Here is a 25,269-nt window from a genome sequence, read left to right on the forward strand (position 1 = left end):
GGCGTCGCGGTCGGCGTCGCCGTGGGCGTCGCGGTCGGCGTCGCCGTGGGCGTCGCGGTCGGCGTCGCCGTCGGCGTCGCGGTCGGCGTGGCGGTCGGCGTCGCGGTCGGCGTGGCGGTCGGCGTCGCCGTGGGAGTCGGCGTCGGCGTCGCGCCCTCCACAACGATCGTCCCCGTCATGTTCGAATGCGCGTCGCAGAAGAACGCATACGTCCCCGGCACGTCGAACCGGCAGGTCCCAGCCCACCCCGAGCGCGTCGGCCCCGCCGGCAGCGGCGGCACCGGACCGGACACCGTCCCCGACGTCTGTGAGCACGACGCCGGTTGCGGCCCGTCGCCGAAGTCCACGTCGTGGAAGCTCCCACCCGTCGGATAGGAGAAATTCACGGTCCCGCCGGCGGCGATCGTGATCGTGTCGTCGCCGGTTCCCGGGTCTTTGAACCCGAAATCGAACGCCTGGATGCTCCCGCTCAACGGCGGAGCGGAAGAAGATTGCCCGTACGCGAGCGCCGGGATTCCGACGGCCGCCGCCGTGCCGCAGACCAGCCACGGCAAGTACCTCGCCCTAAGACCCACGCAGCCCCCTCCGAGATGTTGTTCGGGCGGGATATGCAGCCCCCTCCGAAGTGTCGTTCGGGCGTGGTTACGCAGCCGGGGAGTCCGCCGTTCGACGGATTCCCCGTTGATTTACATCAACGCACTAGGCGAACGAGCCGCGCGGATCGAGCACGGCGCTCTCGACGCGCGCCGCGATGCTCTCGGCGGTGAAGCCGACCTCTTCGTGCAGCAGCGCGGGAGCGCCGTGCGTCACGTAGCGGTCCGGCAGGCCCACGCGCAGGATCCGGGGCGCCACCCCCGCGCCCTCTTCGGAGAACGACTCCCACACGGCCGACCCGAAGCCGCCCGCGAGCTGGGCCTCCTCGACGGTCACCAGCAGGTCGTGCTCGGCGGCGAGCGACGCGAGCAGCGCCGCGTCCAGCGGCTTGGCGAACCGCGCGTCGGCGACCGTGACGTCCAGGCCGCGTTCCGCGAGCAGGTCCGCGGCGCCGAGCGCCTTCCCCACGCCCGTGCCGTAGCCGACCAGCGCGACCCGCTCGCCGTGGCGCAGCACCTCGCCCGTGCCGACCGGGATCAGCGACGGCGCCGCCGGCAGCTCGACGCCGACGCCCGCCCCGCGCGGGTAGCGCAGCGCCGCCGGGCCGCCGATCTGCAGGGCGGTGTGGAGCATGTGGACCAGCATCGCCTCGTCGCGCGGCGCCATCAGCGTGATGTTCGGAAGCATCCGCAGATAGGCGATATCGAACACGCCGTGGTGCGTCGGGCCGTCGTCGCCGACCAGGCCGGCGCGGTCCATCGCGAACGTGACCGGCAGCTTCTGCAGGCAGACGTCGTGCACGATCTGGTCGAACGCCCGCTGGAGAAAGGTCGAGTAGATCGCCGCCACCGGCCGCATGCCGGAGAGCGCGAGTCCCGCAGCGAACAGGATCGCCTGCTGCTCGGCGATGCCGACATCGAAGTAGCGGTCGGGAAGCGCCTTCTGGAGGATCGAGAGGCCGGTCCCCGAGTTCATGGCGGCGGTGATCCCGACCACGCGCGGGTCCCGCTCGCACTCGCGCACCATCGCCTCGCCGAACACCTGCGTGTACTGCGGCGGCGCAGGCGCGGCGGGACGCGACGGCGCCGGGCGACGCTGCGCGATCGACTTCGGCTTGGCGGCATGCCACTTCTCCATGCCCTCGAGCCCGCCGTTCTCCGCCGGCGCGAAGCCCTTGCCCTTGACCGTGGCGCAGTGGATGACGACGGGACGCTCGGCCTCGAAGGCGGCCTTCAGGGCACGCCGCAGCGCGCGCACGTCATGGCCGTCGATCACGCCCATGTACGCCCAGTCGAGCTCCTCCCACCAGAGGCCAGGAGCCCAGAACGCCTTCACGGACTCCTTCAGCCGCGGTCCGAGGCGCTCGAACGCGGCGCCGATGCCGGCCGGCAGCTTCGTCAGCTTCTCCTCGACGCCCTCGCGCGCCTCCCACAGCCCCGGGTCCAGCCGGACGCGGTTCAGGTAGCGCGAGAGCGCGCCCACGTTGGGGGAGATCGACATCCCGTTGTCGTTGAGGATCACGACGATCGGCGTGCCGAGCCCGCCGGCCTGGGAGACCGCCTCGAACGCGACGCCGCCCGTCATCGCGCCGTCGCCGACGACGGAGACGACCTTGCCGTCCGGGATCCCGCCGTGCAGCATCGCCTCCTTGATGCCGACGGCGTAGCCGATCGCGGTGGAGGCGTGGCCGGCGCCCATGGTGTCGTGCTCGGACTCGGCCGGCGTGCAGAACGGGGCCAGGCCGCCGTACTTGCGGATCGTTCCGAGCTCCTGCCTTCGGCCGGTCAGGACCTTGTGCGGGTACGCCTGATGACCCACGTCCCACAGGACCTTGTCGCGCGGCGAGTCCAGCAGCGAGTGCACCGCCACGGCGATCTCGCACGCGCCGAGGTTGGCGCCGAAGTGCCCGCCGATCTCCCCGACGGTGTCGATCAGCAGCTCCCGGACCTCCTGCGCGACCTTCTGGAGCTCGTCGTCTGAGAGCCCGTGCAGGTCCTGGGGGCGGTCGATGCGGTCGAGGAGTGAAGTCATGAGGTCCTGGTCGAGATGAAGTCCGTCACCTGGGCGAGCTCGTGCGCCTCGGGCGGGAGCGCGGCGCGGGCCTTGCGATGGGATTCCGCCGCCATCTCGCGCGCGCCCTCCAGGCCGTAGCGGCTCACGTAGGTGATCTTGCCATGGCGCTCATCGCTTCCCTGCGGCTTGCCCAATGCCACGTCGGTGCCGGTCACGTCGAGAATGTCGTCGACGATCTGGAACAGCACCCCGAGCTCAGCAGCAAACGCACGGAAGTGAGGCAGTGTAGTGGAGCGGATCCCATCACCGGCGAGCAGCAGGACGCACTCGACGGATGCGCCGATCAGCCGCCCGGTCTTGAGCTCATGAAGCCGGCGCAGCTCGGCGCCGCCGTCCTCCACCAGGCCCTTCACGTCGATGTACTGTCCGCCGACCATCCCGTCCACGCCCGAAGCGGCGGCCAGCTCGCCCACGGCGGCGAGCACGCGCTCCGGCGGCCCGGCCTGCTCGGCGATGACGTGCCGGAACGCCTCGGCGTAGAGCGCGTCCCCGGCGAGGATCGCCACGTCCTCGCCGTAGCGGACATGGCATGTGGGGCGGCCGCGGCGCAGCTCGTCATCGTCCATCGCAGGGAGATCGTCGTGGATCAACGAGTAGGTGTGGATGAGTTCGATCGCCGCCGCCAACGGGAGTACGGCGGCCGGCTCCATACCGATCGCACGCGCCGTCGCGAGCGCGAGCACCGGACGAATCCGCTTGCCGCCTGCGAGCAGGCTGTAGCGCATCGCCTCCTCGAGCCCGTCGGTCGCCGGCTCGCGCGAGAACCGCAGCGTCTCGAGGTACTCCTCGATCTGGACGCGGAGGTTGTCCGGGTAGTTGCTCACGAAGGCAGGGCGAGCTGGCCCGCGGGGGCAGGCCCGGCGTCCGCCGCGCGCACCTGGCGATCCAGCTCGGCGCCCGCCTCGGCGGCGACGCGGGCGCACTCCTCGACGAGCGCGGCGGCACGGTCGGCCGGCAGCTCGCCGGCGCGCAGGGTGACGGCGGCGAGCTCGAGGCGCTCGATCAGTCGCTCAAGTGGCTCTGGCGGCATGGCGGTGCATTGTGGCAGCGGTCGGCGCGGAAGGCCGAGCGAGGCGATGCTTGGCGATCGGGCAGGCGTGCCGGACGGCGCCGCGCGTGAACGACGTCCTAGCGCGTCTGGGCGCCGCGCAACTCGCGCAGCACGGCCGCGAGGATGCCGTTGACGAAGCCCGGGGCCTCCGCGCCGCAGAACGCCTTGGCGGTCTCCACCGCCTCGTCGATGGCGCCTTCGGGCGGGATCGGCCGCTCGCCCTCGATCAGCTCGGGATGCGTCATCTCGAGCAGCGCGGTGCGCAGGATCGCGCGCTCCAGCGGGGCGATGCGGTCGATCGTCCAGTTACGGGCGTGGCGCTCGATGTGCGCGTCGAGCTCGTCGGCGAAGTCCGACGTCGCGTGCGCGAGCGCACGCGTGAAGGGACCGGTGCCCGACTCGAAGAGGTCGTCGAGCGGCCTCTTCGTGAGGTCGTGCTGATAGAGGGCGAAGACTGCCGCGCGCCGCTGCTCGGACCTGCGCATTGGCGCGTGAGGGTAGCTGAGGCTAGGCGCGCGACATATAGGAGCCGGAGCGGGTGTCCACCTTCACGCGATCGCCGATGTTGACGAACAGCGGAACGTTGACGGTCGCGCCGGTCTCCAGCGTCGCGGGCTTGTTCCCGCCGCCCGAGGCGGTGTCGCCGCGGACGCCCGGCTCGGTGTGCGTGACCTCGAGCTCGACCGAGGCGGAGAGCTGGATGTCCGCCGGCTCGCCGTCGATGTAGAGCATGTCGACGGTCTCGTTGGGCTTGACCCACTTCAGCGGCTCCGCGACGCCCGACTCGGGCAGCGCGATCTGCTCGTAGGACTCCTCGTCCATGAAGTGCGCGTCGGTCCCATCCGCGTAGAGGAACTGCATCTTGCGCGCCTCGGTGTGGATGGGGCGGAACTTCTCGCCGGCGCGGAACGTGCGGTCGATCACATTGCCGTCGGTCGCCCGGCGCAGCTTCGTGCGGACGAACGCCCCGCCCTTGCCGGGCTTGACGTGCTGGAACTCGAGGATCTTGAAGACCGTCCCGTCGACCTCGATGTGATTGCCGTTCTTGAACTGGTTGGTGGAGATCATGGCCGCTGCTCAGTCTAGGGGCGCGCCCGCGAGACGGAGTCTGCGGACGGTTTCGCGGCGGCGCTCGGTGGCCTGCGCGTAGGTGATCCTGAGCACGCGCTCGCCGTGGGCCTCGAGCAGCGCCTGTCTTTGCGCGTCCTCGTCGCGCGTGTGGGCGTGGTAGGCGGCGCCGTCGGCCTCGACGATCAGGCGCTCGGCGGGCCAGCGGAAGTCGGGGATGACCAGGGCGCCGCCGATGTGCAGCGGGACGTTGACGTCGAGGCGGGCGAAGCCGGCGGTGAGGATGAGATCGAGGACCATGTCCTCGAGGACGCTGCGGGTGGGCGCCGGGACGATGGCGCGGATTCGCGGCCCGCCTGCGGCGAGGTCTTGTGGGCGGATGAGGCGCTGCGTCAGCGCTTCGCGCACCGCGCGTCGGAGGGTCTTGTCCGGGAGGGTTCTCGCGAGATCGTGGAGCGTGCGCTTCGGCGTGGTGACCGGGATGGCTCGGTGGACGACGACCGCATCGACGAGAGAGCGCGTTCGGTGGGTGTTGATGCCCGGGCGTTCTCGCTTGACGGGCACGGTCACGTCGGGATAACGCTCCACCGGATCGAGCAGGCCCCACAGCACGGCAGCGGAGCGGTGGCTGAGGACGGCACGCGGTCCGCACGCCTTCACGGCGGCAAGGAATCGACCCTCGAGCGTGAGGCGCGGGTGGCCGACGGCGTAGACGCCCCGGTGAATCGGGTGCAGACGGCCGGCGCGGACGCGGTGCAGGATCGCGTCGCGCGTCAGACCGCATCCGCGGAGATCCGCCGTGGAGACGGCTCCCCACTGCTCGGCGGCGCGGGCGGCGACGAGCGTGTCGGGTTTGTCGGCTCCAGCGCGTATCGGCGACCTCGCTCGCGGCACCCATTCCACGATCGCGCCGGTGGGTGGAACGGAACAAGGCGCGACTGTGTAGAGATCGCGCCGCGGGGTGCCGCGGCTTGACTCTGTCAAGGAACATGTTGACAATGTCAAGCATGTCGACCGTCGAGCAGATCGATGCCGTGCGCTCGTTCAATCGCTTCTACACGCGCCGGCTCGGGCTCGTGCGCGGCGGCCTGGTGCGCACGCCGCACCCGCTGGCCGAAGCCCGCGTGCTCTACGAGCTCGGACACCATGAGGCGCTGGAGACCTCGGCGCTCCGGGACGCGCTGGACGTCGACGCCGGGCAGCTCAGCCGCCTCCTCACGCGCCTCGAGTCCGCGGGCTTGCTGGCGCGTGAACGCTCGGAGGGCGACGCCCGGCGGCGGCTGATCAGGCTCACGCCGGCGGGCGCCGAGGCGTTCGCGACGCTCGATCGCCGCACCGTCGAGCAGGTCGGCCGGCTGCTCGACGACCTCGGCGACGTCCGCCGCGCCAGGCTCGTCAGCGCCCTGGCCGAGGTCCGCGCGGCGCTGCAGGACCCTGGGCCGCGAACCGTGTCGATCCGCGACCGGCTCGAGCCCGGTGACCTCGGCTGGATGGTCTCGCGCCACGGCGCCCTCTACGCCCGCGAGTACGGGTGGGACGCCAGCTTCGAGACGCTTGTCGCGGGCATCGCCGCCGCGTTCGACCCGGAGCGCGACAAGGCGTGGATCGCCGAGGTGGACGGCCGCCGCGCCGGGTGCGTGCTGTGCGTCCACCACGACGAGCTCACCGCCAAGCTCCGCACGCTGCTCGTGGAGCCCGACGCGCGCGGCCTCGGCCTCGGCGGCCGGCTCGTCGACGAGGTCATCCGTCACGCCCGCGCGCGCGGGTACGCCGAGCTCACGCTGTGGACGAACGACGTCCTCACGGCCGCCCGGCGGATCTACGAGCGCGCCGGGTTCACGCTCACCGGCGAGTCCCCGCACCGCGCGTTCGGACACGACCTCGTCGAGCAGACGTGGTCGCTTACGCTCTAGGCATGGACCGCGATGAGCTCCGCGCGCTGCAGGCGCCGCTGAAAGACTCGTACAAGACCGATCCCGATGCCGCGCTGATCACGCTCTCGGCGACCGGCAACCTCGGCGAGGGGATCTCCTGCTCGGTCCAGACCGGGCGCGCAATCGCCGAGGCCGGCCTACACCCTGCCACGGGCGGCGACGGATCGCTGCTGTGCTCGGGCGACATGCTGCTCGAGGCGCTCGTGGCCTGCGCCGGCGTGACCCTGCGCGCCGTGGCGACGAGCCTCGGCGTGAACGTCGAGGGCGGCCGCGTGCAGGCTGACGGCGACCTCGACTTCCGCGGGACGCTCGCGGTCGATCGCGACGCGCCGGTCGGCTTCCGCGACATCCGCCTGCGCTTCGAGCTCGACACCGACGCCGACGACGAGCAGCTCGCGACGCTGCTGAAGCTGACCGAGCGCTACTGCGTCGTCTACCAGACGCTTGCGACGACGCCGGCGCTCGACGTCAAGCTCGAGCGCGCCGGGGCGACCGCTTAACGGCCGAGGGCCCGCCGGATGCCGGCGGGCCCTCGGACGCGGCTGAACTGGGAGGAGAGGTCAGCGCAGCACGAGGTAGTTCGGATCGGAGCCGCCCGGGTCGTACGGCGGCCCGTCGAACGGAGCCCAGGCGCCCTTGAAGGGGATGAACGTCGGGCAGGTGCGCGAGTAGATGTACGGCAGGCACGGATTGAAGGGATTCACGCGCCCGTACGCCGGGGTCGAGTTCGGCGGCGAGGCGGCCGGGACGTCGAAGCCGTGCGTCGCCCACGTGATCTGGTAGCGGTCCTGCTCGACGACGTTCGGGTAGTTGTCATGGTCCTGATCGTCGGCGCCGTCCACGAGGCCGTCGCCGTCGGAGTCCGGGTCGGTCGCGCTTGTGCCGACGTAGGTGATGCGGAACGCGGTCTCCCTGTCGTACCGCCCCTTCCACCAGTCCGACGTCAGCCAGCCGTTGTCCTCGGCCCAGTTCGAGAGACCGTCGCCGTCCTCGTCGCGCTCGTCGTCCGACAAATGGCCGTCGGCGGTGCCGTTCCAGCCGGTGCCGTGCCAATCGAGGTACTGGTCCTCCTGCGGCGAGACGGCGTGATCGCGATCGAAGTCGAGCAACGCGTAGGTGTTGCCGGGGTCGTCCGGGAGGGTGACCGTGGAGTAGCCGTTGGCGGCGACCGCAGTGAGGAAGGCGAGATGCTTCGTGTAGCCGGCGGCCGGCAGGTTCGGGACACGGCGCCCGTTCGCGTCGCGCCGGTAGATCGAGAACTGGAGGCCGTCGGAGTAGGTCAGGTTCTGCAGCGACGCGTCGGCGCCGTTCGCGATCGTGTACTTCCACAGCGCGTACTCCTGCGCCATGGTCAGCCCGTCGCCGTCGTAGTCGGTGTTCGCGTCCGTGGAGTCGAGCGGATTCGGGTACGCCCGCTTGCCCGGGTACGGCAGCGAGATCGACGGGTTGCGGTAGTCGTCGTTGTTGAGGTCCACCGCGGAGGCATACTCGTAGCCGTCCGCGACGCCGTCGCCATCGGTGTCCGCGCTGCAGGAGTCGAGCTTGAGCTGGAGCTCGAGCGTGTCGGGCAGGCCGTCGTTGTCGTCGTCGCCGTCGACCCCGTTGAGCACACCGTCCCCGTCGCAGTCGCCGTCCGGCGCGGCGGGTCCAGGCCCGGCTCCGGTCTTCGGCTTCTCAGGCCCGATCGTCGGCGAGAGCTTGACCGACGTGAACGCCTTGCCGAGCCGCGTGCTGAGCACGCGCAGACGGAACCTCGTCGGCGCCGGCTGGCCGTTCTTGATCGCCATGTACTTCTCGAGCTTCTTCGGGATGACGACCGTGAGCCTCTTGGCCGTGCTGACGTTGGCCTTGACGAACAGCTGCTTGCCACGGTCGCGCTTGAACAGCACGCTGTTCTTGCCCTTGCCCCGGCGGAAGTAATTGCCGGTGAGCGTCATGGTGTCGCCGACGTTCATGGTCTTCGGGGCGACCTTGCGGATCGTCGGCGTCTTCTTGGTGGCCGCACCCGCCGTGGCGGGCACGAGGAGCGCACCCAGCGCGGCCGTCATGGCGGCGCGGCGCAGCTGCAGGCGGTGGCGGGATCGAAGTTCCATCGGTCACCGGTATCGGCGCCCGCTCCGCTCGCCTTGAGCGCGCCAGGTGGGGCGGCGACCCTATCCGACCGTCAGGAGATCCTTCGTGGTCCGCGAGAGGACATCGTGGCCCTGCTCGGTCACGACCACCAGGTCCTCGATGCGGACGCCGCCGCGCCCGGGCAGGTAGACGCCCGGCTCGACCGTCACGACGTTGCCCGCCACCAGGGGCGAATCCGGCGCGGCGCGAGACAGCCGCGGCGCCTCGTGGGGCTGGAGCCCGACCCCATGGCCGAGCCCGTGGCCGAAGTGATCACCGTGGCCGGCCTCGGTGATCAGCTCGCGCGCGACGGCGTCAATCTCGCGGCCCGTCGGTCCCGGCGCGACGGCGGCGAGCGACGCGAGCTGCGCGCGCAGGACCAGCTCATAGGCCTCCGCGAGATCGCCCGGCAGCGCGCCGGTCGCGTAGGTGCGCGTGCAGTCCGAGCAGTAGCCGTCGAGCCGCGCGCCGATGTCGATCGTCACGAGCGTGTCGCGGGGGATCTCGACGTCGCGCGGCTGCGCGTGCGGGAGCGCGCCGTGCTCGGCGGCGGCGACGATCGACGGGAAGCTCGACCCCGAGGCGCCGCGCAGGCGCATCTCGTGCTCCAGCGCGACGGCGACGTCGCGCTCGGTCCGCCCGACGAGCCCGCGCTCCAGGACCCAGCCGTAGATGTCGTCGACGATCGCCGCGGCGGCGGCGAGGCGCTCGATCTCCTCCGGCTCCTTGACCGCCCGCTCCTCCTCGACCACCCCGGCGGCGGGCACCAGCGCGACGCGGTCGGGCAGCTTCTCGCGCAGCTGCGCGTGGGCGCGCACGGACAGCGACGCGTCGTCGAAGCCGAGCCGCACGTCCCCGTCCGCCCAGCCCTCGGCGAGCGGCTCGATCAGCTGCAGTGCGGCGCGCTCGCGGTCGAAGCCGTCGACCTCGAGCTTGGCCTGCTCGACGTAGCGGAAGTCGGTGACGAAGCGGCGCACGTCCGGTCCGACGACGGCGAGCCCGTTCGAGCCGGTGAAGCGCGTGACGTAGCGGAGGTTGACCGGGTCGGTGACGAGCAGCGCGTCGAGCCCGCGCTCGGCCAGCCGGGCGGACACGCGATCGGCGCGGCTCACGCGAGCGCCGCCTTGAGCTGCTCGAGCGCCGTGCGATAGCCCTCGACGCCCTGGCCGTGCACCTTCCCCACGACGACGCCATCGAGCACAGACACGCGCCGGAAGTCCTCGCGGTCCTGCACGTTCGAGAGGTGCACCTCGATCGCCGGCAGCCCTGCGATCTCCAGCGCGTCGCGGATCGCCCACGAGTAGTGCGTCCACGCGCCGGGGTTGAGCAGCAGCCCGTCGGAGTAGTCGGGAGCCTTGTGCAGCTCCTCCACGAACTCACCTTCGTGGTTGGAGTGAAAGAACGACGTCTCCAGCTGCAGCTCGCGCCCGAACCGCGCAATCCGCACCTCGAGCTCGGTGAACGTGAGGCTGCCGTAATGCTCGGCGGGCCGGTGCTCCAGCGCGCTGAGGTTCACACCGTGCAGCACGGTGACGCGGTTACCCATTCAGCGCAACTCTGACAGGGCGGCGCGGATGTCGCTTTCCGCCATCGCGACGCCGGTTTGCACCTTGCCGGGCGCCTCCACCAGCACGAACCCGACGCGCCCGGCGCGGCGCTTCTTGTCCCGCTGCACCGCCGCGAGGACGGCGGTCCGGTCGACCGCCGGATCGAGCTCGACCGGCAGGCTTCGCTCCGCCAGCAGGTCGGCCACCTCGGTGCGCAGCCCCGGTTGGGCGGAGAGCGTCAGGGCGGCGAGCAGGCCGAGCCCGACGGCCTCGCCGTGCCGGTAGCGGCGGTAGGCGGTCGCGGTCTCGATCGCATGGCCGATCGTGTGGCCGAGGTTGAGGACCTGGCGGCGGCCGGCGTCGCGCTCGTCGCTCGCCACGACGCCGAGCTTCGTGCGCGCGCAGGCGAGGATGAGCTCGCGGTCGACGTTCGGGTGCCCGCGCCGCACGCGCTCCCACAGGCCGCCGCCGGCGATCAGCGCCGTCTTGATGACCTCGGCCCAGCCGGCGGCGAGCTCGGCCGCGGGCAGCGAAGCGAGCGTGCGCGGGTCGGCCAGCACGGCGCGCGGCTGGTGATAGGCGCCGACGTAGTTCTTGCCCTCGGGCAGGTCCACCCCGGTCTTGCCGCCGTAGGCGGAGTCGACCTGCGCGACGAGCGAGGTCGGCACCTGCACGACGCCGACGCCGCGCTGGTAGACGGCGGCGCAGAAGCCCGCGACATCGCCGACGACGCCGCCGCCGAGCGCGACGACGTGGTCGTCGTGATCCATCCCCGCCTCGGCGAGCCCGCGCAGCAGCCGCTCGGCCGTGGCCAGCGTCTTGGCTCCCTCGCCCGGCTCCATCGCGAAGCGGGCGTATGCGGTCGGAAGGCGCGAGCCGTGCAGCGAGGCGACGGTCTCGTCGCTGATCACGAAGCGGCGTCCGGGGACCGGCCAGAACTGGCCGTCGAGCACGTCGCCGACGTAGACGGGGTACTGCGCACCGCCCGCGATCGCCCACACGACCTTCACGCCCGGCGGGATGTCGCGCAGCGCGGCGGAGGCGGCGCGGATCGTGTCGGCGGCGCCGTCGAGCAGGATCGCGTCGGCCAGCGACTCGTACATCGGCGAGCGCTCGGCGTGCAGGGCGGCGAAGCGCTCGCGATCGCGCGCCAGCGGGCGCTTCTTGCCGCCGGCGCGGCGCCACGCGGTGGGCTCGTCCACATCGAGCAGCACGACGGTGTGGCGGCGCAGCAGATCGCGCACGCGCGAGGAGGCGATCGCGCCGCCGCCGAGCGAGAGCACGGGCGCCGGCGGGTCCTCGAGGAACTCGGCGACGAGGTCCTCCTCGGCCTCGCGGAACGCGCGCTCGCCGTGGGATGCGAAGTAGTCCTCGATCGAGGTGCCCAGGCGCTCCTCGAGCGCGCGATCGGTGTCCATCGCGCGCACGCCGAGCGCGGCGGCGGCGGCGCGGGCCCCGGTCGTCTTGCCGGCGCCCATGAAGCCGATGAAGACGAGGGCGCCCTCTCCGCCCGCGGTCATCGCACGCCGCCGGGAACGGTCACCGCGGCTTCCACCCGATCCGCGCGCGATAGGCGTCTATCGACGCGCGCACGTCATCGATGTGATCGCCGCCGAACTTGTCCCGGTAGGCGCCGGCGAGCACGATCGCGAGCATCGCCTCCCCCACTACGCCCGCGGCGGGCACGACGCAGGAGTCCGTGCGCTCGCGCAGCGCCTGCGCCGGCTCGTGCGTCGAGATGTCGACGGAGCGAAGTGGCTTGGTCAAGGTCGGGATCGGCTTCATGGCGACGCGAGCGATCAGCGGCTCGCCGGTGGTCATGCCGCCTTCGAGCCCGCCGGAGCGGTTGGTCTCGCGGTAGTACCCGCGCTCGTCGCTGTAGAAGATCTCGTCGTGCGCCTCCGATCCCGGCCGGCCGGCAAGGTCGAAGCCGTCGCCGAGCCCGACGCCCTTCGCCGCCTGGATCGAGAGCAGCGCCATGCCGATGCGGCCGTCCAGCCGCTGCTCCCAGGAGACGTGCGAGCCGAGGCCGGGCACGAGCCCGAACGCGCGCACCTCGAAGATGCCGCCGATCGACTCGTTGCGCTTGCGCAGGACGTTGATCTCGCCGACCATCGCCTTCGCCGCGTCGGCGTCGAGGCAGCGGACGGGCGACGCGTCGACGTCAACGAAGTCTGACGGCGCCAGATCTCCGGATGGCTCCGAAGCCCGGATCGAGCCGATCTGCGTGACGTGCGAGACGACGTGGACGCCGAGCGCGCGCAGGAACGCCTTCGCGAGCGCGCCGCCGGCGACGCGGGCCGCGGTCTCGCGGGCGCTGGCCCGCTCGAGCACGTTACGGACGTCGGTGAAGCCGAACTTCTGCACGCCGGCGAGGTCGGCGTGCCCCGGACGCGGGAGATGGACCTCCGGGACCGGGTTCTCCACCGGCCACGGGTTCATCCGCTCCTCCCAGTTGGCGTAGTCGCGATTGGCGACCTGGAGCGCGACGGGGCCGCCGAGCGTGCGCCCGTGGCGGACTCCGGCGGTGACCTGGGCGGAGTCCTTCTCGATCTTCATCCGGCCGCCGCGCCCGTGTCCGAGCTGACGGCGGGCCATGTCGCCGTCGATGGCGGCGAGATCGAGCTCGAGGCCCGCGGGCAGGCCCTCGACGACGCAGGTCAGGCCTGGTCCGTGGGACTCCCCGGCGGTGACGACATGCAGCGGCACGCCGGAGATCCTAGGAGGACGAGCCCTCGCAACGGGCGGCGGCGGGCCTCGAGGCCCGCCGCGCGCGTCATCGGCTCCCGCCGCAGGCTGTCAGGAAGATGCGCCGTCGGTGACCGGGACGGAGTCCTTGGGCACCTCGGTCGCCTTGGCGAAGATCTTCACGAGGTCGAGCTGGTACTGCACGTCGGAGCCGTCGTCGGCGCCGCCCTTGACGGTGACGAACTCGGTCTCGCCGGCCCGCAGCTCGAGCGACGCGCAGTCGTCGGGCGTGGGCTGGCACTTGCCGTCGCCGACGGCCGTGATGTCGCCGGGAATCGAGAAGACCGCGGTCTTGCCGTTGTCCTTCAGGCGTTCGAGCACGAGCACCGGCGCATCGGAGGACGGAAGTGCCTCCAGGTGGCCGATCAGGAGCTCGGGCAGCTCGGATGTGTCGGACGGCACGCCGAAGCGGACCTTGATCGAGCCCTTGGGGATCGTGACCGTCGGCGCCGGCGTCGGCTCGGCCGACGGAGGCGCGGAGGTCCCGCCGCCGGACCCGCCCGGTGCGCCGGACCCGGGCCCGCTGCTTGCGGGCGCCTCGGGCGTCGGCGTCGGGCTGGGCTCGGCCTTGCTGACCTTCTTGCTCTTCTTGGCCTTGGGCAGCGGCGCGGGCTCGAACGGATCCTTGGCGGCGCCGAGCACGCGGCGACGGCGAGTCTCGCCCGCGGCCGGTTCGCGCAGCTCGACGAGCGGCCGTGCGACGTTCTGGGCCACCCCGGCCTTCGCCGTCGTGGCCACGGGGACCGGCGGCACCGGGTCCGGGGACTTCGCCAGCGTCATGGGCACCGCGACCAGGGCGGCGACCAGGAGCAGCGCGACCGGCCACAGGCGCCGCCGGACGAGCTGTCGCAAGGTATCGGTGAGGACGGTCATCGGAGGTCTCCGGCAGAGGTGGACGGGGCGCTCGCCGTCGTGGTCGACGAGGCGGACGTGCTCGTCCCGGTCCCGGGCGACGCCGGCGTGGCCCCGCCGGCGGCCTCCTTCGGCACGATGTACGACACGGCGCCGATCTGGGCCGCCACGCCGGGCCAGCCGGTGTCCGCCGGCTGCAGCGTCAGGCTCTCGATCCGGAGCAGCCGGCCGTTGACGGCGATCCGATCGCCGTCGACGGTCACGAACCGCTCCAGCCGGGAGAAGAAGTTCCCGAGGCCGTCGAACTCACCGGTGAACGAGAGCGTGAACGGCATCACCGAGAAGGTGCCGGCGCCGATCGCGCCGGGGACCGTCTTGGCGGCCCCAGGCGCCGACGCCGTTGGCGACGCCGAGGTCGCCGCAGCGCCGCTGAAGTTCACGTCGATGTTGTCGAAGTCCACCCCGCTGCGCTTGGCGCTGGCGTCGAGCTGGACGACGAGCGAGCGGGTGTCATCGTCCGCCGGCACGGCCTTGCCGAGCGCGACCAGCGTCGAGAAGTTGGTCCGGTAGGCGTCCTTGGCCTGCCGGTAGCTCCCGAGCGTGGCCTGCGCCTGAGCGGCCTTGGCCTCCTGGAGCGTCAGCTCCTTGGCAAGAGAGGCGGCGCGCTCGCGCTTCGGAGCGAGCAGCAGCTTCCAGTACCCGCCGACGGCGCCGAGCGCAAGGACCGCGACGATCACGATTCGATACGTACGGCTCACGGGTTGGACCCTCCGGTCGAGGTGGACGCGTCAGCGGAGGTTCCGGCGGACGTCGCGGAGGCGCCCGGCGCCGGAGTCGCTCCGGGCGTCGGCGTCGGCGTGGGTGCGGCGCCCGGCGAGCCCGCGGCGGCGGCCACGGTCGCCGGGTCGGCGCGCTCGAAGAACGCTACGACCTCGAACGAAGGCCGCTTTCCGAGCCCGCAGGGAGCCGCGTTCCGGCGCTGCGCCGTGGACGACGTGCCGCTGTCCACCGTGGAGTCGTACTTCTGGACGTCCGACTTGCTCAGCGAGACGCGGGTGACGCCGTCGATGTTGCGCAGGCGCGCCATCAGCTGGGCGACCTGGGACTGGCCGGGAGCGCAGCCCTTCAGCGTGATCGCGGGGGACTGGATGAGCCCGCGCAGCGAGCTGGAGCCGCCGCCGGCGGAGCCCGCGGTGGGGTTGATGTCGCCGGTGAGCGACTTCAACGTGACGTCGCGCGGGACGGCTCGCGAAAGGTCGCGGAGAGCCTGCTCCCAGTCGAAGCGGGAGCCGGCGATGTCGCGCACGGTCGCCACGCGCCCTCGTGTCTGCGCGTCGAAGTCCGCGAAGGGCTTCAGCTGCGCCACCTCGTGGATGATCGACTGCTCCCGGGCGGTGGCGGCGGCGAGGTCCGCCTCGCGCTGCTTGATGGTGTTGGTGGTCAGGACGTATCCGGCGGCTCCGGCCACGCAGGCCGCGAGCACGCCGAGGACGATGAAAGGACCTGCGCCGCCGGTCGCCTCCGGGCGGGCGCCCAGCTCGGCGGTCCGCTTGGACGCGCCGCGCGTGTCGGGGGGAAGGAGGTTGACGGCTTTCACGATCCCGTGTATCGGCATCGTCTCCAGACCCCTTGAGGCACGTGGGGCCGCGACCCCAGGGGCCTGCGCCTACGTGAACGTGTCGAGGTACCAGTCGACCAGCGCGTCGCCCGCGAAGACGCCCACGACGCCGCCCAGCGCGAGCCAGGGACCGAACGGGATGCCCTTCTTGCGGCCCTCGGCGGCACCGAAGCGCGCGATGATGACGACCCCGACGAGCGTCCCGGCGATCAGCGCTGTGAAGATCGCCGGTGCCACTGCGCGGCCGAGGAAGAGACCCATGACGCCGGCCAGCTTGACGTCGCCCATCCCCATGCCGGCGGGATACGCGACGGCCGCGATGAGGAAGAACGCGAGTGCCGCCGCGCCCGCGATCAGGTGCTCCACGACATCGCCGGACTCGAACGCCGGCACGAGCGCGAGTGCGGCGACCGCGCCGGCGATCATCAGCGTGTTCGGGATGATGTGGAAGTCCAGGTCGATCAGGGTGACCGGGACGAGCAGGGTCACGAAGACGAGCGGCAGCCAGACGTCGCTGTCGGCCCCGAAGCGCAGGACCACGCCGGCCCACAGCAGCGCGGTGACCGCCTCGACGACCGGATAGCGCGCTGAGACGGGCGCTCCGCAGGCCCGGCAGCGCCCGCGCAGGAGCAGCCATCCGAGCACCGGGACGTTGTCGTAGGGCTTGATCGGTGAGCCGCAGGTCGGGCAGCGCGAGCCCGGGCGCACCAGCGACTCGCGTCGCGGCATCCGGTAGGCCACGACGTTCAGGAAGGAGCCGATCAGGGCGCCCGCGATGGCCGCGACGACGGCGGCCGCAGCGGTGCTCATCGGGCGCCGGCGCGCGAGGCGCGCCCGCCGGCGGTCGGTGCGGATCGTCTCATGCGGTCCGGCACGATTGCACGCGGGGCGGCGGCGCGCCGCGCCATGTCAGTCGCGCGATGCGACCGCAAGCCCAGCGGCAACGGTCAGGCGGCTCGGCTCGGCGACGGCATCGTCGGCATGCACCACGCCGGCCTCGAGCTGCAGCCGCAGCTTCTCGCCAAGACGCTCGACGAGCCCGGGCACAGTCGCACCCCGGCCCGTGACAAGGCCGCGCTCTACCGTCTCCACGGCCTCCTGGCTGCGATAGAAGTTGAGCGAGCCGCGCACGGTCTCGGCCAGTTCGTTCACGCCCTGCTCGAGCGTCGCCCGCGTGGTGGCGACAAGATCCGGATCGCCCTCGATCGTGTCCACGTCCGCGGCCAGGCCGACGTGCGCGATCCATTGCGCCGCGTGCTCTGTGGTCAGCGCCCGCCGCTCGGCCAGCGTGCTCACGATCGTGTCGAGCCCGCCGGACGCGGCGCGCGCGAACAGGCACCCGGATGCGTTGGCCACGGCCAGGTTGGTGAGCCCGCCGAGATTGACGTAGAGCCGCGCGTCCGTCTCCGCTCCGGAGCGGAGCGCTCGGACCATGGCGAACGCCGACAGGTCGATGCCCTCGACCCGGAGCCCTGCATCCGCGACCGCGACCGCGAAGCGCTCCACCATCTCGCGCCGCGCGGCGACCACGACGACGCGCGTGCGCGGACCGGCCGGCGTGTCCACGTCGCCCAGCGACTGGAAGTCGACGACCGCCTCGTCGATCGGCATCGGGATGTGGTCGGGCGCTTCGACCTTGACCGCCGCCGCGAGCGCGCGCTCGTCGGCGAGCGGCGGCAGGTTGAGCGTCCGGACGACGATGCGCTGGCTGGCCACGCCGAGGCGGACGTGCTGCGGAAGGCCGTTCTCGGCGAAGAATCCGCGCAGCGCCTCGGTGAGCGCGCCCGGATCGGCGAGCTCGCCGTCGCGCATGATCCCGCGCGGCAGCTCGCTGACGGCGGCGTTCTTGACCGAGAACGTGCCGTTCGCCATGACCTGGGCGGCGGCCACGTGGCCGCCGTCGATATCCAGCCCCACGATGGGCGCCGACTTGGAGGATCGCGATCGCTTGAACACGGTGGTGGTATCGGCAGCGGCGGTCGGGCGCTTGAGACGGCTCAGTTGGTGGCGACGATCTCGCGGAACGAGTTCTGCACGATGCCGGCGGTGCCGAAGGCGTGCAGGTTGTTCGCCGCGTTCGGCAGGAAGCCCAGGTTGCCGTTGCACTTGGACGCGCCGTGCGAGTTCCCGACGGTCAGCCCGCCCGGCCCGTCGATAACGACCGCACCGGAGACGCACCCGTTGCCATGCAACTCGATCACGTCGGCCGCATTGCTCTGGGGGCCTACGCCGTCCGAGCCGTTGACGTCATAGACGATGCCGTGATACGTCGTGTTGCCGCTGAGCGACATCGACCCGGAACCGATGAGCAGGATCCCGGGCGCCGCGTCCGAGTTCCATTCGCTGTTGCCGGTGTAGCTGCAGCCCGGGTTCATCCGTTCCACGAAGACCACGTCGCCGGCGAGGTCGGGGCAGCCGCTCGCGTAGTACTTGCCGGTCCCGCGCGCGTAGTTGCGCATCCGGTCGATCGTCTCCGGCGAGAGCGCGGACGCCTGGTTCGGGACGACGTTGACGGTCGCGTTCGGGCCGACCTGCACGGACTGGTTCCAGTTCTTGCAGGCGGTGTCCGAGAGCTGCCCGCCGCCCGAGTTGTTACAGCGCAGGATGAGATACGACCCGGCGGTGTTGATGTAGTTCTGGTTGCCGCTGTCGCTGATCGTCACCGTGTTGGCGGTGATGACGTTGCGCGGGAACAGCGTGTCCAGCCGCTCCGCGCGGATCAGCGCGACGAGCGTCCGCCGCTTGCCGCGGACGACCGCCTGCGCGCGCACCCACATGAGCCCGTCGCCGTTGGAGTCCCACCTCGGCTCCTGCCTGACGGTGGCGTCGTTGTAGTACTGGGCTGCGGCGGTGTCGTTGTCACGAACCTCGGTCGACCACTGGATGCCCTTGTCGTAGTCGGCTCCGGTGAACGCCTTGCTCAGCGTCGACGCGGTCGGGCAGTTGACATTCACGGTGGCGGACGTGCACTGGTCCGGAAAGACGTAGGTCGCGTCGGGCTTGGTGGGCCATTGCTTCGACAGCTGGAAGATCTGCGCGTTGAGCGCACCCTCGGTGGCCGAGAAGGACGACTCGCGCTCGCGTTGCATCCGGGAGTCGCCCTGCTGACGTCCCGTGAGGGCGGCCAACGCGATCCCGATCATCAGGCACATCGCCATGACGAGGATCGCGGTCACGAGGGCGAAGCCCTCTTGGCGGCGGAGCGTGTGAGTCATCAGTAGAGCCTCGTGTCCTCGTCGGTGGCCGGCAGCCCGGCGGGATCCTTGACGAGCAGGACGATGCGGTGATTTCCCGCCGTCAGGTCCTTCTCGAACACCACGCCGGTGCCGATACAGCTCGCCGGCACCGGTGTGCCGCCGCAGTCGGGGAGGGGTGAAGGAGGGTCGAGGTACCACTGATAGGTGAGCGGCATCCCCTCGGGATCCTCGGAGCCGGAGCCGTTGAGGATCGCGTGATGTCCCGCCGTCGCCGTCGCCGTCATGCCGGCGATCGGGACGCGGTTCTGGTTGCGCAGCGTCACTCCCGTCGCGAGACGCGTCTCCTTCGCCGGGGTCCCCGGCGTCGTGTCGACGAAGATCTCGGAATGGACCTCGGTGATCCGCTGCGGGTCGCTGGAGTTGTATGTGAACAGCGGACGGTTCTGGCCCCCTACACGGTTGGCGGCGACGCTGACGAGCTTCTTCGTCGTCGTCCATCCCGTCCCGGGGCATGCGGCGGTCGACGGGAGCGCGGGCGGCATGTTGCTGGCCGCGTTGGTCCACGTCTGCTCCTGCTGATACAGCGTCTGGCTCGGCTGCGCATTGTCGAGGCAGTAGCGGACGCGCTTGACGTTCGCGGTATTGAGCGAGCCGGGCGGCATCGTGTCACCGACCACGCGGAACACGAGGTCGTAGTTGCTCGCGGAGTCGACCGCGTAGGGCTGAGCCTGGTAGTTCGCGCTGAACAGCGAGGGGCTCGCCAGATTGCGAAGCTGGCGCGCGAGGCGGTCGAGATAGATCCGGGCGGCGTCCTGGTTGTCGGACGCCGTCTGCTGATGGCGGGCGTTGTCGTTCGTGGCCGCGAGGACGGTCAGCGTCGATCCGAGCACGATCACGGCCATGACGCTGCCGAGCAGGAGCTCGATGAGCGTCATGCCGCGCTCGCTTCTCAGCCGGCCCATCACGCGCTCACCGGGCCCACGACGACCGACTCCGCGTAGTGCTCGTCGACCGCTGTGATCCAGTAGTCGTGCTGCACGTCGTTGGTGTTGGCGTCGACGAAGGTCAGTGCGCTGCCCGGCCCGCTCCACGTCGCGTACCGATCGGCGAACGTCTTCCCGTCGCGGTAGATCCGGTAGAAGGCGATCGAGTCACCGGGATCGGTGTCGCCCGGGCTAGGCGCCACCCAGGTCAGCGTGGCGGACCCGTCGGCGTTGGTGATCGCGGTCACCGAGGCCGGCGGGTTCGGCGGCGTGTTGCCGAGCACCACGGTGAGCGGATCCGAGAAGTCCCCGGAGCGAGGCTGGCCCGCCGGGTCCGTGTCCCACGCCTGGACGTAATACTTCAGGTTGTCCTGGTTGGGCGGCGAGGTGTCGATGCAGCTCGTCTTGAGCGCGCGCGGACAGACGGTGACGCGGTTGGTGCCGCTGCTGTCGGTCCGATCGACGGAGTAGCCGGTGATGTCGCGCTCGGGGTTCGGCAGCCACTCGAGGTCGACGGCCTGGCGCGTGGGATCGCTCGGGTCGGCCGTGCGGCCGCCGACGAGGCCTGCCACCTTGGTCGGCGCGAGCCGGTTGAGCGTAACCGTGTTCGACTTCGTGGGCCCCGACTGACCGTAGGTGTCGAACGCCTGCGCGCTCACGACATAGGTTCCGTCGACCACGCTGTTCGCGGTGCCGGCGGTCCCGACGTTCCAGTCGAACGTCCACGCGAGCCCCGAGCCGTTCGTGATCGGTCCCTGCGCGGTGCCGTCCAACAGCCACTGCGTGGTGACCGGCGCGCTGGACGTCGTGAGCGCGAATCGGACCGTGGTTCCGCTCGTGACCTGGTTGTTGACCAGCAACGGGCTCGACAGGGTCAGCGTCCGCACGGCGGGAGCTCCCGCGCTTCCGTTGTTGTTGATCAGCTCCGACTGGTGGACGTTGTGCGCGACTCCGCGGCTGGTCCAGTCGATGTCCACCCGCACGCGCTTGTAGTCCTCCGGGACCTTGTCGGCGGTGCCCGCCGCGGCGCCGTCGCTGCAGAACGAGGCGCCATGCGGGCCGCCTCCGTCGGAGGGGTCGTCGAAGATGCACTCGCTCGTCCGCACGGTGAACGTGATGCCGCGTCGGACGATCGTCCAGCCGGGTCCGGCGCCCGCGTCGGCCAAGCCGGGCAGCGCCTGGATCTCGCCGTCGATGGACGTGGGCTGGAGCTTGGCGTAGGTAACCGAACGGGCGCCCTCGATCAACTCGCGCGCGAGGCTGGTGCCCGCCTCCTGCGCGCGGGCGCTCGCGGCGGCGCGGGCGGAGACGTTGAGCAGCCCGAGGGTGCCGAGCACGCCGACGGCGAGGACGATCATCGCCGCGAGCACTTCGAGGATGGTGAAGCCGTGCTGGGAGGCGAGCGCGCGTCGGGTCACACGGTCTAAGTCGGCCGGAAGGCGCTTCGCCTTGAGCCGGTTGGGGCCGTCACCCGATGTGTCGGTTAACGACGAAGCGGGCCCCGGGGGGGCCCGCTTTGCAGAGGGTGTGGTCAGCGTCAGCCGACTACCACGTGAGGCCCGTCGGGCAGCCCCCCTTGGTCCCCGTGCAGCTGCGGGTGACCACGCCGGTGTTGGTCTTCTTGATCGAGAAGGTGTCGCCCGTCTTGGACGTCGACATCACCTCGTAGTTGTCAGCCGCGTGGGTCACGACCTTGAGCGTCGCGTTGCCGGAGCCGAGCGCCGGCTCGATCTCGATCAGCTTGGTCTCGTCGCCGCTGAGGTAGCTCTGCTCGTCGGTGTAGAGCGTCTCCATCGCGGTCTGGGCGGTACGCGCCTGCGACTTGGCCTCGGTGTCCTGCGCCTTGCCGCGCTGGTTGAGGAATGCCGGCAGAGCGATCGCGGCCAGGATGCCGATGATCAGGATGACGACCAGGAGCTCGATCAGGGTGAATCCCTTCTCGTCCTGAGCGCGCTTACGGAGCTTGTGAAGCATGAAGGTGGTCCCTCCTGAAGGGATCGTTGGGCCTGTGAACTGCGCTGCCAGGTCCTCGGTCCCGATTGAAGTGGCAACCCGGCAAGCTCTTCATCCGGAAGAGCCCCGTGGCTTTGCGATGCCGCCCTCACGAGCGACTTGCCTTTGACACCTCGGCTGGCACCCCCGGTATCGGCAGTACCGGCGGGAGCCTTAAGTCATCTTGAGGTGAATCTGGCCGATACGCGCTCGACGCGTCGCGGACACCGCGCCGGCGCGAGCGGGGCCCGCGCCGCGCCGGTCAACCCTTGTCCACGCCGCCTGCGGCCTGGGCGTCGTGCTCGGGCACGAAGCGGCCGCTTCCCTCGCACCACGGGCACTTGACACGGTGCGGCGTGCCGCCGAGGCCGGAGATCACCTCGCCGGTTCCCCGGCAGGCGGTGCAGACCGAAGGGTCGTAGGAGTCCTGGGGCGCGCTCACGGCGCTGAGACTTTAGAAGCCGGGAGGAGCGACGGAGCGCGGAGGCCCCGAGACGGCGACGTGCACCGCCGGATCGGCCGAGCGGTCGGTCGGCAGCGAGCGCCGCATGGTGGGCGGCACCTCGCGGTCGGTCAGCGGCCTGAGCAGGTTGTAGGCGCGGAACGCCGTCTCGGCCTTGCTGGGATCCTCGACACGGAAGAGGAAGCCGGGAACGGCCGGCACGCCCAGCGGCGAGCGCGCCACGATCGCGGCGAGCGCCTCCGGCTGCAGGCAGGGCCCGAGCTGCTCGGGGCCGAGCGGCTTGGTGAACAGCAGCGCGGCGTTCGGCGCCTCCTCGGGATCGCCGAGCGTCGTCAGCGCGCTGCCGCCCGTGCTCGTCCACAGCCAGCCCTCGATGCCCTCCTCGCGCGGGATCACCGCGGTCGCGCTGAGGCGGCGCAGCACCGGGAAGCGTCCGCCGGCGCCGCGGGCGCTGCCGCGGTCCACGAGGCCGAGCTGCAGCAGGCCGAGCGGGAGCCGCAACGGCGCGCGCAGCAACTCGCCGTGCTCGAAGGTCGCGCCGTTGGGCGTCAGCCGCAGCTCGTCGGTCGAGTGCCGGCGGCCCCAGCCGCGCGGCTCGAGGACGAGCAGATGATCGCGCGCGGCGCCGGGCGGAGCGGGAGGCGGTGCGGAGCTCACGACGATCTGAGGATCGGCCGCCCCTGGCTGAGCTTGAGCGCCGGCGTCAGCGCACCGCTGTAGCGCAGCACGAGCATCGCGCGGTCATCGACCGCGCTGCCGGCCTGGAAGTCGCGCAGCGCCGCGTCGACGCGCTCGAGGACGTCCTGTGGCGTGGGACCCGCGTCGCGCATGATCGCCATCAGCCGCTCGTGGCCGAAGCGGTCCGCGGCGCCCGGCGTGTCGGTGACGCCGTCGGTGTAGAGCATCAGCGTGTCGCCGGGCGCGAGCTCGAGTGTCTCCTCTTCGCCCTGGAACTCGCCGAGCGCGCCGAGCAGCACGCCGTGATGGCCGACCTCGCGCACCTCGCCGTCGCGTCGCAGCAGCGGACGCGGGTGGCCGCCGGCGGCGATCGTGGCGCGGGTGCCTTCGATCAGCACGCACACGAGCGTGACCGGTGACAGGCGCGGGAGGCCGAGCAGCACGTCGTTGACGAGGCGCAGCACGGACGCCGGGCGCGGGTCGAAGCGCGCCGCCGTGCGGACGGTGTGGCGCACGAGCGAGGTGAGCGCGGCGGCCGAGATGCCCTTGCCGGTGACGTCGCCGAGGAAGACGAGCTTGCCTTCGCCGGCCGCCGGGGTGATGTCGTAGAAGTCGCCCCCCACCTCGGCGCCGCGCTCTCCCGCCTGGTAGGACGCGGCGGCCTCCCAGCCGGGCGTCGCGGGCAGGCGCTCGGGCAACAGGCTCGCCTGCAGCGTCGCGGCGACGTGCGCCTGCTCGCGGTACAGGCGCGCATTCTGGACCGCGGTCGCGGCGCGCAGGGCGAGATCCTGCGCGAACAGGAAGTCGTCCTCGTCGAACGTGCGGCCGCTGTCGGACGACACGAGCGTGATCGCGCCGAGGGTCTCCTCCCCCACCCGCATCGGCACGATCATCACCGCGCGGATGCCGATCTCCCGCAGGGCGCGCAACTGCTCAGGGTCCGTCACCTCCCGCTCGAGCAGGTCCGGCGGCAGGTCGGGGAAGAGCTCGGCGTCGCCGCCCTTGAGCACGCCGGCGACACCGTTGGGGGCGAGCGGATCAGGCGGGAAGCGGCGGCGGAACTCCTCTGCCATCGCGACCTTGGCCGGGTCCACGTGCGCGAGCGCGACCTGCTCGATCTCGCCGTGCTCGCCCGGTAGGTCGACGGCGCACCAGTCCGCCAGCCATGGGACGGCGAGCTGCGCGACCCGCTGGAGCGTCTGCTCGTAGTCCAGCGAGGACGCGAGCAGCTGCCCCGCCTGCGCGAGGAAGCGCTGCCGGAGCTCGGCCTCCTTGGCCTGCGTGACGTCTTCCATGATGTTGACGGCGTAGGTGCGGCCGCGGTCGTGCAGCGCCGTGGCCTTCGTCAGCAGCCAGTACGCGCGACCGGTCTCGCGATCGACGGTGCGGGTGAGCAGCGGGGCCGCGGTTTGGCCGTGGACGAGCCGGCGCCCCGGTAGCTCCTCCACCCCGACCGGCTCGCCGCTCTCCTTGGCGATCGTGAAGCGCTTCGCGAGCTCGCCGGGGCGCGCGGCGAGGACGTCCTCCGGGGTGGAGCGGCCCAGCAGATCGGCGGCCGCCTGGTTGGCGTAGACGGTCTGACCCCCCTCGTCGTGGACGGTGACGGCCTCGGCGAGCGTGCCGAGGATCCCGTCGAGCCGGGCCTGCGCCGCCCGCAGCTCGCCGACGAGGCGGACGTTCGCGAGCACGAGCGCGACGCGGCCGGCGAGGATCTCGAAGAAGGCGACGTCGTGCGCGGTGTAGCCGGGCTTCTCGAGCGCGAGCACGCCGAACGTCGTGTCAGCCGACTTCAGCGGGATCGTCGCGCCGCTGTCGGCGACGAGTTGCGGCTCCCCCCGCTCGAGCGTCCGCCGCGCTGGATCGGCCAGCGCGGAATCCTCCGGCGCGGGGAGCTCGGGCAGCTCGATCCAGCAGGCGGCGGCGATCGACGGGACGAGGGCGCTCCGGATGCCCGTGATCGCGGCGTCGTGGTCCTCGGTGCCGGAGAGCCGCCCGACGGCGGCGAGGACCTCCATTCGAGCGCCCTGCTCCCCGGCGCGGCCGAGGGCGCGGGCGGCGAGCGTCGCGAGCGTGCTTCCGAGCGCGACGATCGTGATCCGCGTCAGGTGATCGAGCGAGCCCGCATAGTGGTTCCACCACCCACTCGCGATCGCCAGCCCGAGGGCGAGGACGGCCGTGATCGCGACATGGCGCCAGTTCCCCGCGATCGCGAGCGCGAACGGCGCGAGCACGAACGCGCTGGTGAGCGCGATCTCGCTGCTCACGTTCGCGTCCACGACGCCGAGCGCGAGCTCGAACGCGATCGCGAGCGCCAGCGCGCCCGTCTGGACGGGGCGATCTCTCTCCACTCAGGGGGATC

At 71.6% G+C, this 25,269-nt stretch carries 26 protein-coding genes and 1 riboswitch; of the genes, 2 read left to right on the top strand and 24 right to left on the bottom strand.

Annotated features, from left to right (window positions below):
• The 7 genes from H958_RS48395 to H958_RS46610 form a co-directional block, all read right to left on the bottom strand.
• Positions 1 to 315, bottom strand: a 315-nt coding sequence (locus H958_RS48395) for an MSCRAMM family adhesin SdrC (protein ID WP_231379340.1), incomplete at its 3' end; no start/stop codon positions are given.
• 384 nt (positions 316 to 699) lie between these two features.
• Positions 700 to 2,625 carry a 1-deoxy-D-xylulose-5-phosphate synthase gene (gene dxs, locus H958_RS0122180; RefSeq protein ID WP_028060250.1) on the bottom strand — a complete coding sequence of 642 codons (1,926 nt, stop codon included), beginning with the start codon at positions 2,623 to 2,625 and terminating at the stop codon, positions 700 to 702.
• The gene (locus tag H958_RS0122185; RefSeq protein WP_028060251.1) at positions 2,622 to 3,491 is read right to left on the bottom strand and encodes a polyprenyl synthetase family protein; all 870 of its coding nucleotides are present in this window, start codon (positions 3,489 to 3,491) and stop codon (positions 2,622 to 2,624) included. The genes dxs and H958_RS0122185 overlap by 4 nt, the downstream gene beginning before the upstream one ends.
• Entirely contained in the window at positions 3,488 to 3,697 is a 210-nt protein-coding gene (locus tag H958_RS0122190; protein ID WP_028060252.1) for a hypothetical protein, read from the bottom strand. Before H958_RS0122190 ends, H958_RS0122185 begins: the two co-directional genes overlap by 4 nt.
• 98 nt (positions 3,698 to 3,795) lie before the next feature.
• Positions 3,796 to 4,203 carry a transcription antitermination protein NusB gene (nusB, locus tag H958_RS0122195; protein ID WP_028060253.1) on the bottom strand — a complete coding sequence of 136 codons (408 nt, stop codon included), beginning with the start codon at positions 4,201 to 4,203 and terminating at the stop codon, positions 3,796 to 3,798.
• 22 nt (positions 4,204 to 4,225) lie between these two features.
• Positions 4,226 to 4,786 carry an elongation factor P gene (gene efp, locus H958_RS0122200; RefSeq protein WP_028060254.1) on the bottom strand — a complete coding sequence of 187 codons (561 nt, stop codon included), beginning with the start codon at positions 4,784 to 4,786 and terminating at the stop codon, positions 4,226 to 4,228.
• A gap of 9 nt (positions 4,787 to 4,795) precedes the next feature.
• Positions 4,796 to 5,680 (bottom strand): type IV toxin-antitoxin system AbiEi family antitoxin domain-containing protein, encoded by an 885-nt coding sequence (locus H958_RS46610; protein WP_028060255.1) that lies wholly within the window; start codon positions 5,678 to 5,680, stop codon positions 4,796 to 4,798.
• 113 nt (positions 5,681 to 5,793) lie between these two features.
• Between H958_RS46610 and H958_RS0122210 the strand changes: the two genes are divergently transcribed.
• A complete protein-coding gene (locus H958_RS0122210; RefSeq protein ID WP_196807494.1) occupies positions 5,794 to 6,699 on the top strand; it encodes a bifunctional helix-turn-helix transcriptional regulator/GNAT family N-acetyltransferase in 906 nt (301 codons plus the stop codon).
• 2 nt (positions 6,700 to 6,701) lie between these two features.
• On the top strand, positions 6,702 to 7,220 hold the full coding sequence (locus H958_RS0122215) for an OsmC family protein (protein ID WP_028060257.1): 519 nt from the start codon (positions 6,702 to 6,704) through the stop codon (positions 7,218 to 7,220).
• Between the two features lie 60 nt (positions 7,221 to 7,280).
• On the opposite strand, the gene H958_RS0122220 is transcribed toward H958_RS0122215, so the two are convergent.
• From H958_RS0122220 to H958_RS43885, 17 genes are all read right to left on the bottom strand, one after another.
• Positions 7,281 to 8,813 (bottom strand): hypothetical protein, encoded by a 1,533-nt coding sequence (locus H958_RS0122220; RefSeq protein ID WP_156028160.1) that lies wholly within the window; start codon positions 8,811 to 8,813, stop codon positions 7,281 to 7,283.
• Between the two features lie 60 nt (positions 8,814 to 8,873).
• Positions 8,874 to 9,944 (bottom strand): M24 family metallopeptidase, encoded by a 1,071-nt coding sequence (locus tag H958_RS0122225; protein ID WP_028060259.1) that lies wholly within the window; start codon positions 9,942 to 9,944, stop codon positions 8,874 to 8,876.
• The gene (locus H958_RS0122230; protein ID WP_028060260.1) at positions 9,941 to 10,378 is read right to left on the bottom strand and encodes a type II 3-dehydroquinate dehydratase; all 438 of its coding nucleotides are present in this window, start codon (positions 10,376 to 10,378) and stop codon (positions 9,941 to 9,943) included. The genes H958_RS0122225 and H958_RS0122230 overlap by 4 nt, the downstream gene beginning before the upstream one ends.
• Positions 10,379 to 11,899, bottom strand: coding sequence for a bifunctional shikimate kinase/3-dehydroquinate synthase (locus H958_RS0122235; RefSeq protein WP_028060261.1), 1,521 nt, complete (start codon positions 11,897 to 11,899; stop codon positions 10,379 to 10,381). It abuts the gene before it with no gap.
• Between the two features lie 19 nt (positions 11,900 to 11,918).
• Positions 11,919 to 13,088 carry a chorismate synthase gene (gene aroC, locus H958_RS0122240; RefSeq protein ID WP_028060262.1) on the bottom strand — a complete coding sequence of 390 codons (1,170 nt, stop codon included), beginning with the start codon at positions 13,086 to 13,088 and terminating at the stop codon, positions 11,919 to 11,921.
• A gap of 90 nt (positions 13,089 to 13,178) precedes the next feature.
• A complete protein-coding gene (locus tag H958_RS0122245) occupies positions 13,179 to 14,000 on the bottom strand; it encodes a hypothetical protein (protein WP_028060263.1) in 822 nt (273 codons plus the stop codon).
• Positions 13,997 to 14,737, bottom strand: coding sequence for a hypothetical protein (locus H958_RS0122250; protein WP_156028162.1), 741 nt, complete (start codon positions 14,735 to 14,737; stop codon positions 13,997 to 13,999). Before H958_RS0122250 ends, H958_RS0122245 begins: the two co-directional genes overlap by 4 nt.
• Positions 14,734 to 15,576 carry a PilN domain-containing protein gene (locus tag H958_RS0122255; RefSeq protein ID WP_196807495.1) on the bottom strand — a complete coding sequence of 281 codons (843 nt, stop codon included), beginning with the start codon at positions 15,574 to 15,576 and terminating at the stop codon, positions 14,734 to 14,736. The genes H958_RS0122250 and H958_RS0122255 overlap by 4 nt, the downstream gene beginning before the upstream one ends.
• Before the next feature lie 69 nt (positions 15,577 to 15,645).
• Positions 15,646 to 16,407, bottom strand: a complete 762-nt coding sequence (locus H958_RS0122260) for a prepilin peptidase (RefSeq protein WP_028060266.1) — start codon at positions 16,405 to 16,407, stop codon at positions 15,646 to 15,648.
• Between the two features lie 99 nt (positions 16,408 to 16,506).
• A complete protein-coding gene (gene pilM, locus H958_RS0122265) occupies positions 16,507 to 17,703 on the bottom strand; it encodes a type IV pilus assembly protein PilM (protein ID WP_322090771.1) in 1,197 nt (398 codons plus the stop codon).
• Positions 17,595 to 18,812, bottom strand: coding sequence for a pilus assembly PilX family protein (locus tag H958_RS48400; RefSeq protein WP_028060268.1), 1,218 nt, complete (start codon positions 18,810 to 18,812; stop codon positions 17,595 to 17,597). Before H958_RS48400 ends, pilM begins: the two co-directional genes overlap by 109 nt.
• A complete protein-coding gene (locus H958_RS0122275) occupies positions 18,812 to 19,729 on the bottom strand; it encodes a PilW family protein (RefSeq protein ID WP_156028164.1) in 918 nt (305 codons plus the stop codon). Before H958_RS0122275 ends, H958_RS48400 begins: the two co-directional genes overlap by 1 nt.
• Before the next feature lie 26 nt (positions 19,730 to 19,755).
• Positions 19,756 to 21,195, bottom strand: coding sequence for a prepilin-type N-terminal cleavage/methylation domain-containing protein (locus tag H958_RS0122280; protein ID WP_028060270.1), 1,440 nt, complete (start codon positions 21,193 to 21,195; stop codon positions 19,756 to 19,758).
• Between the two features lie 127 nt (positions 21,196 to 21,322).
• Complete coding sequence (locus tag H958_RS48910; RefSeq protein WP_051324676.1) at positions 21,323 to 21,751, bottom strand: type IV pilin protein; 429 nt, start codon at positions 21,749 to 21,751, stop codon at positions 21,323 to 21,325.
• A gap of 69 nt (positions 21,752 to 21,820) precedes the next feature.
• Positions 21,821 to 21,904: riboswitch (cyclic di-GMP riboswitch) on the bottom strand.
• A gap of 127 nt (positions 21,905 to 22,031) precedes the next feature.
• Positions 22,032 to 22,211 carry a hypothetical protein gene (locus H958_RS0122290; protein WP_028060271.1) on the bottom strand — a complete coding sequence of 60 codons (180 nt, stop codon included), beginning with the start codon at positions 22,209 to 22,211 and terminating at the stop codon, positions 22,032 to 22,034.
• 12 nt (positions 22,212 to 22,223) lie between these two features.
• Positions 22,224 to 22,889 (bottom strand): hypothetical protein, encoded by a 666-nt coding sequence (locus H958_RS0122295; RefSeq protein WP_028060272.1) that lies wholly within the window; start codon positions 22,887 to 22,889, stop codon positions 22,224 to 22,226.
• Positions 22,886 to 25,258: a SpoIIE family protein phosphatase gene (locus H958_RS43885; RefSeq protein WP_051324677.1), complete on the bottom strand. Its 2,373-nt coding sequence runs from the start codon at positions 25,256 to 25,258 to the stop codon at positions 22,886 to 22,888. Before H958_RS43885 ends, H958_RS0122295 begins: the two co-directional genes overlap by 4 nt.
• Between the last annotated feature and the right edge of the window lie 11 nt (positions 25,259 to 25,269).

It is taken from the genome of Candidatus Solirubrobacter pratensis (assembly GCF_000425945.1).
GTDB classification, from domain to species: Bacteria; Actinomycetota; Thermoleophilia; order Solirubrobacterales; family Solirubrobacteraceae; genus Solirubrobacter; species Solirubrobacter pratensis.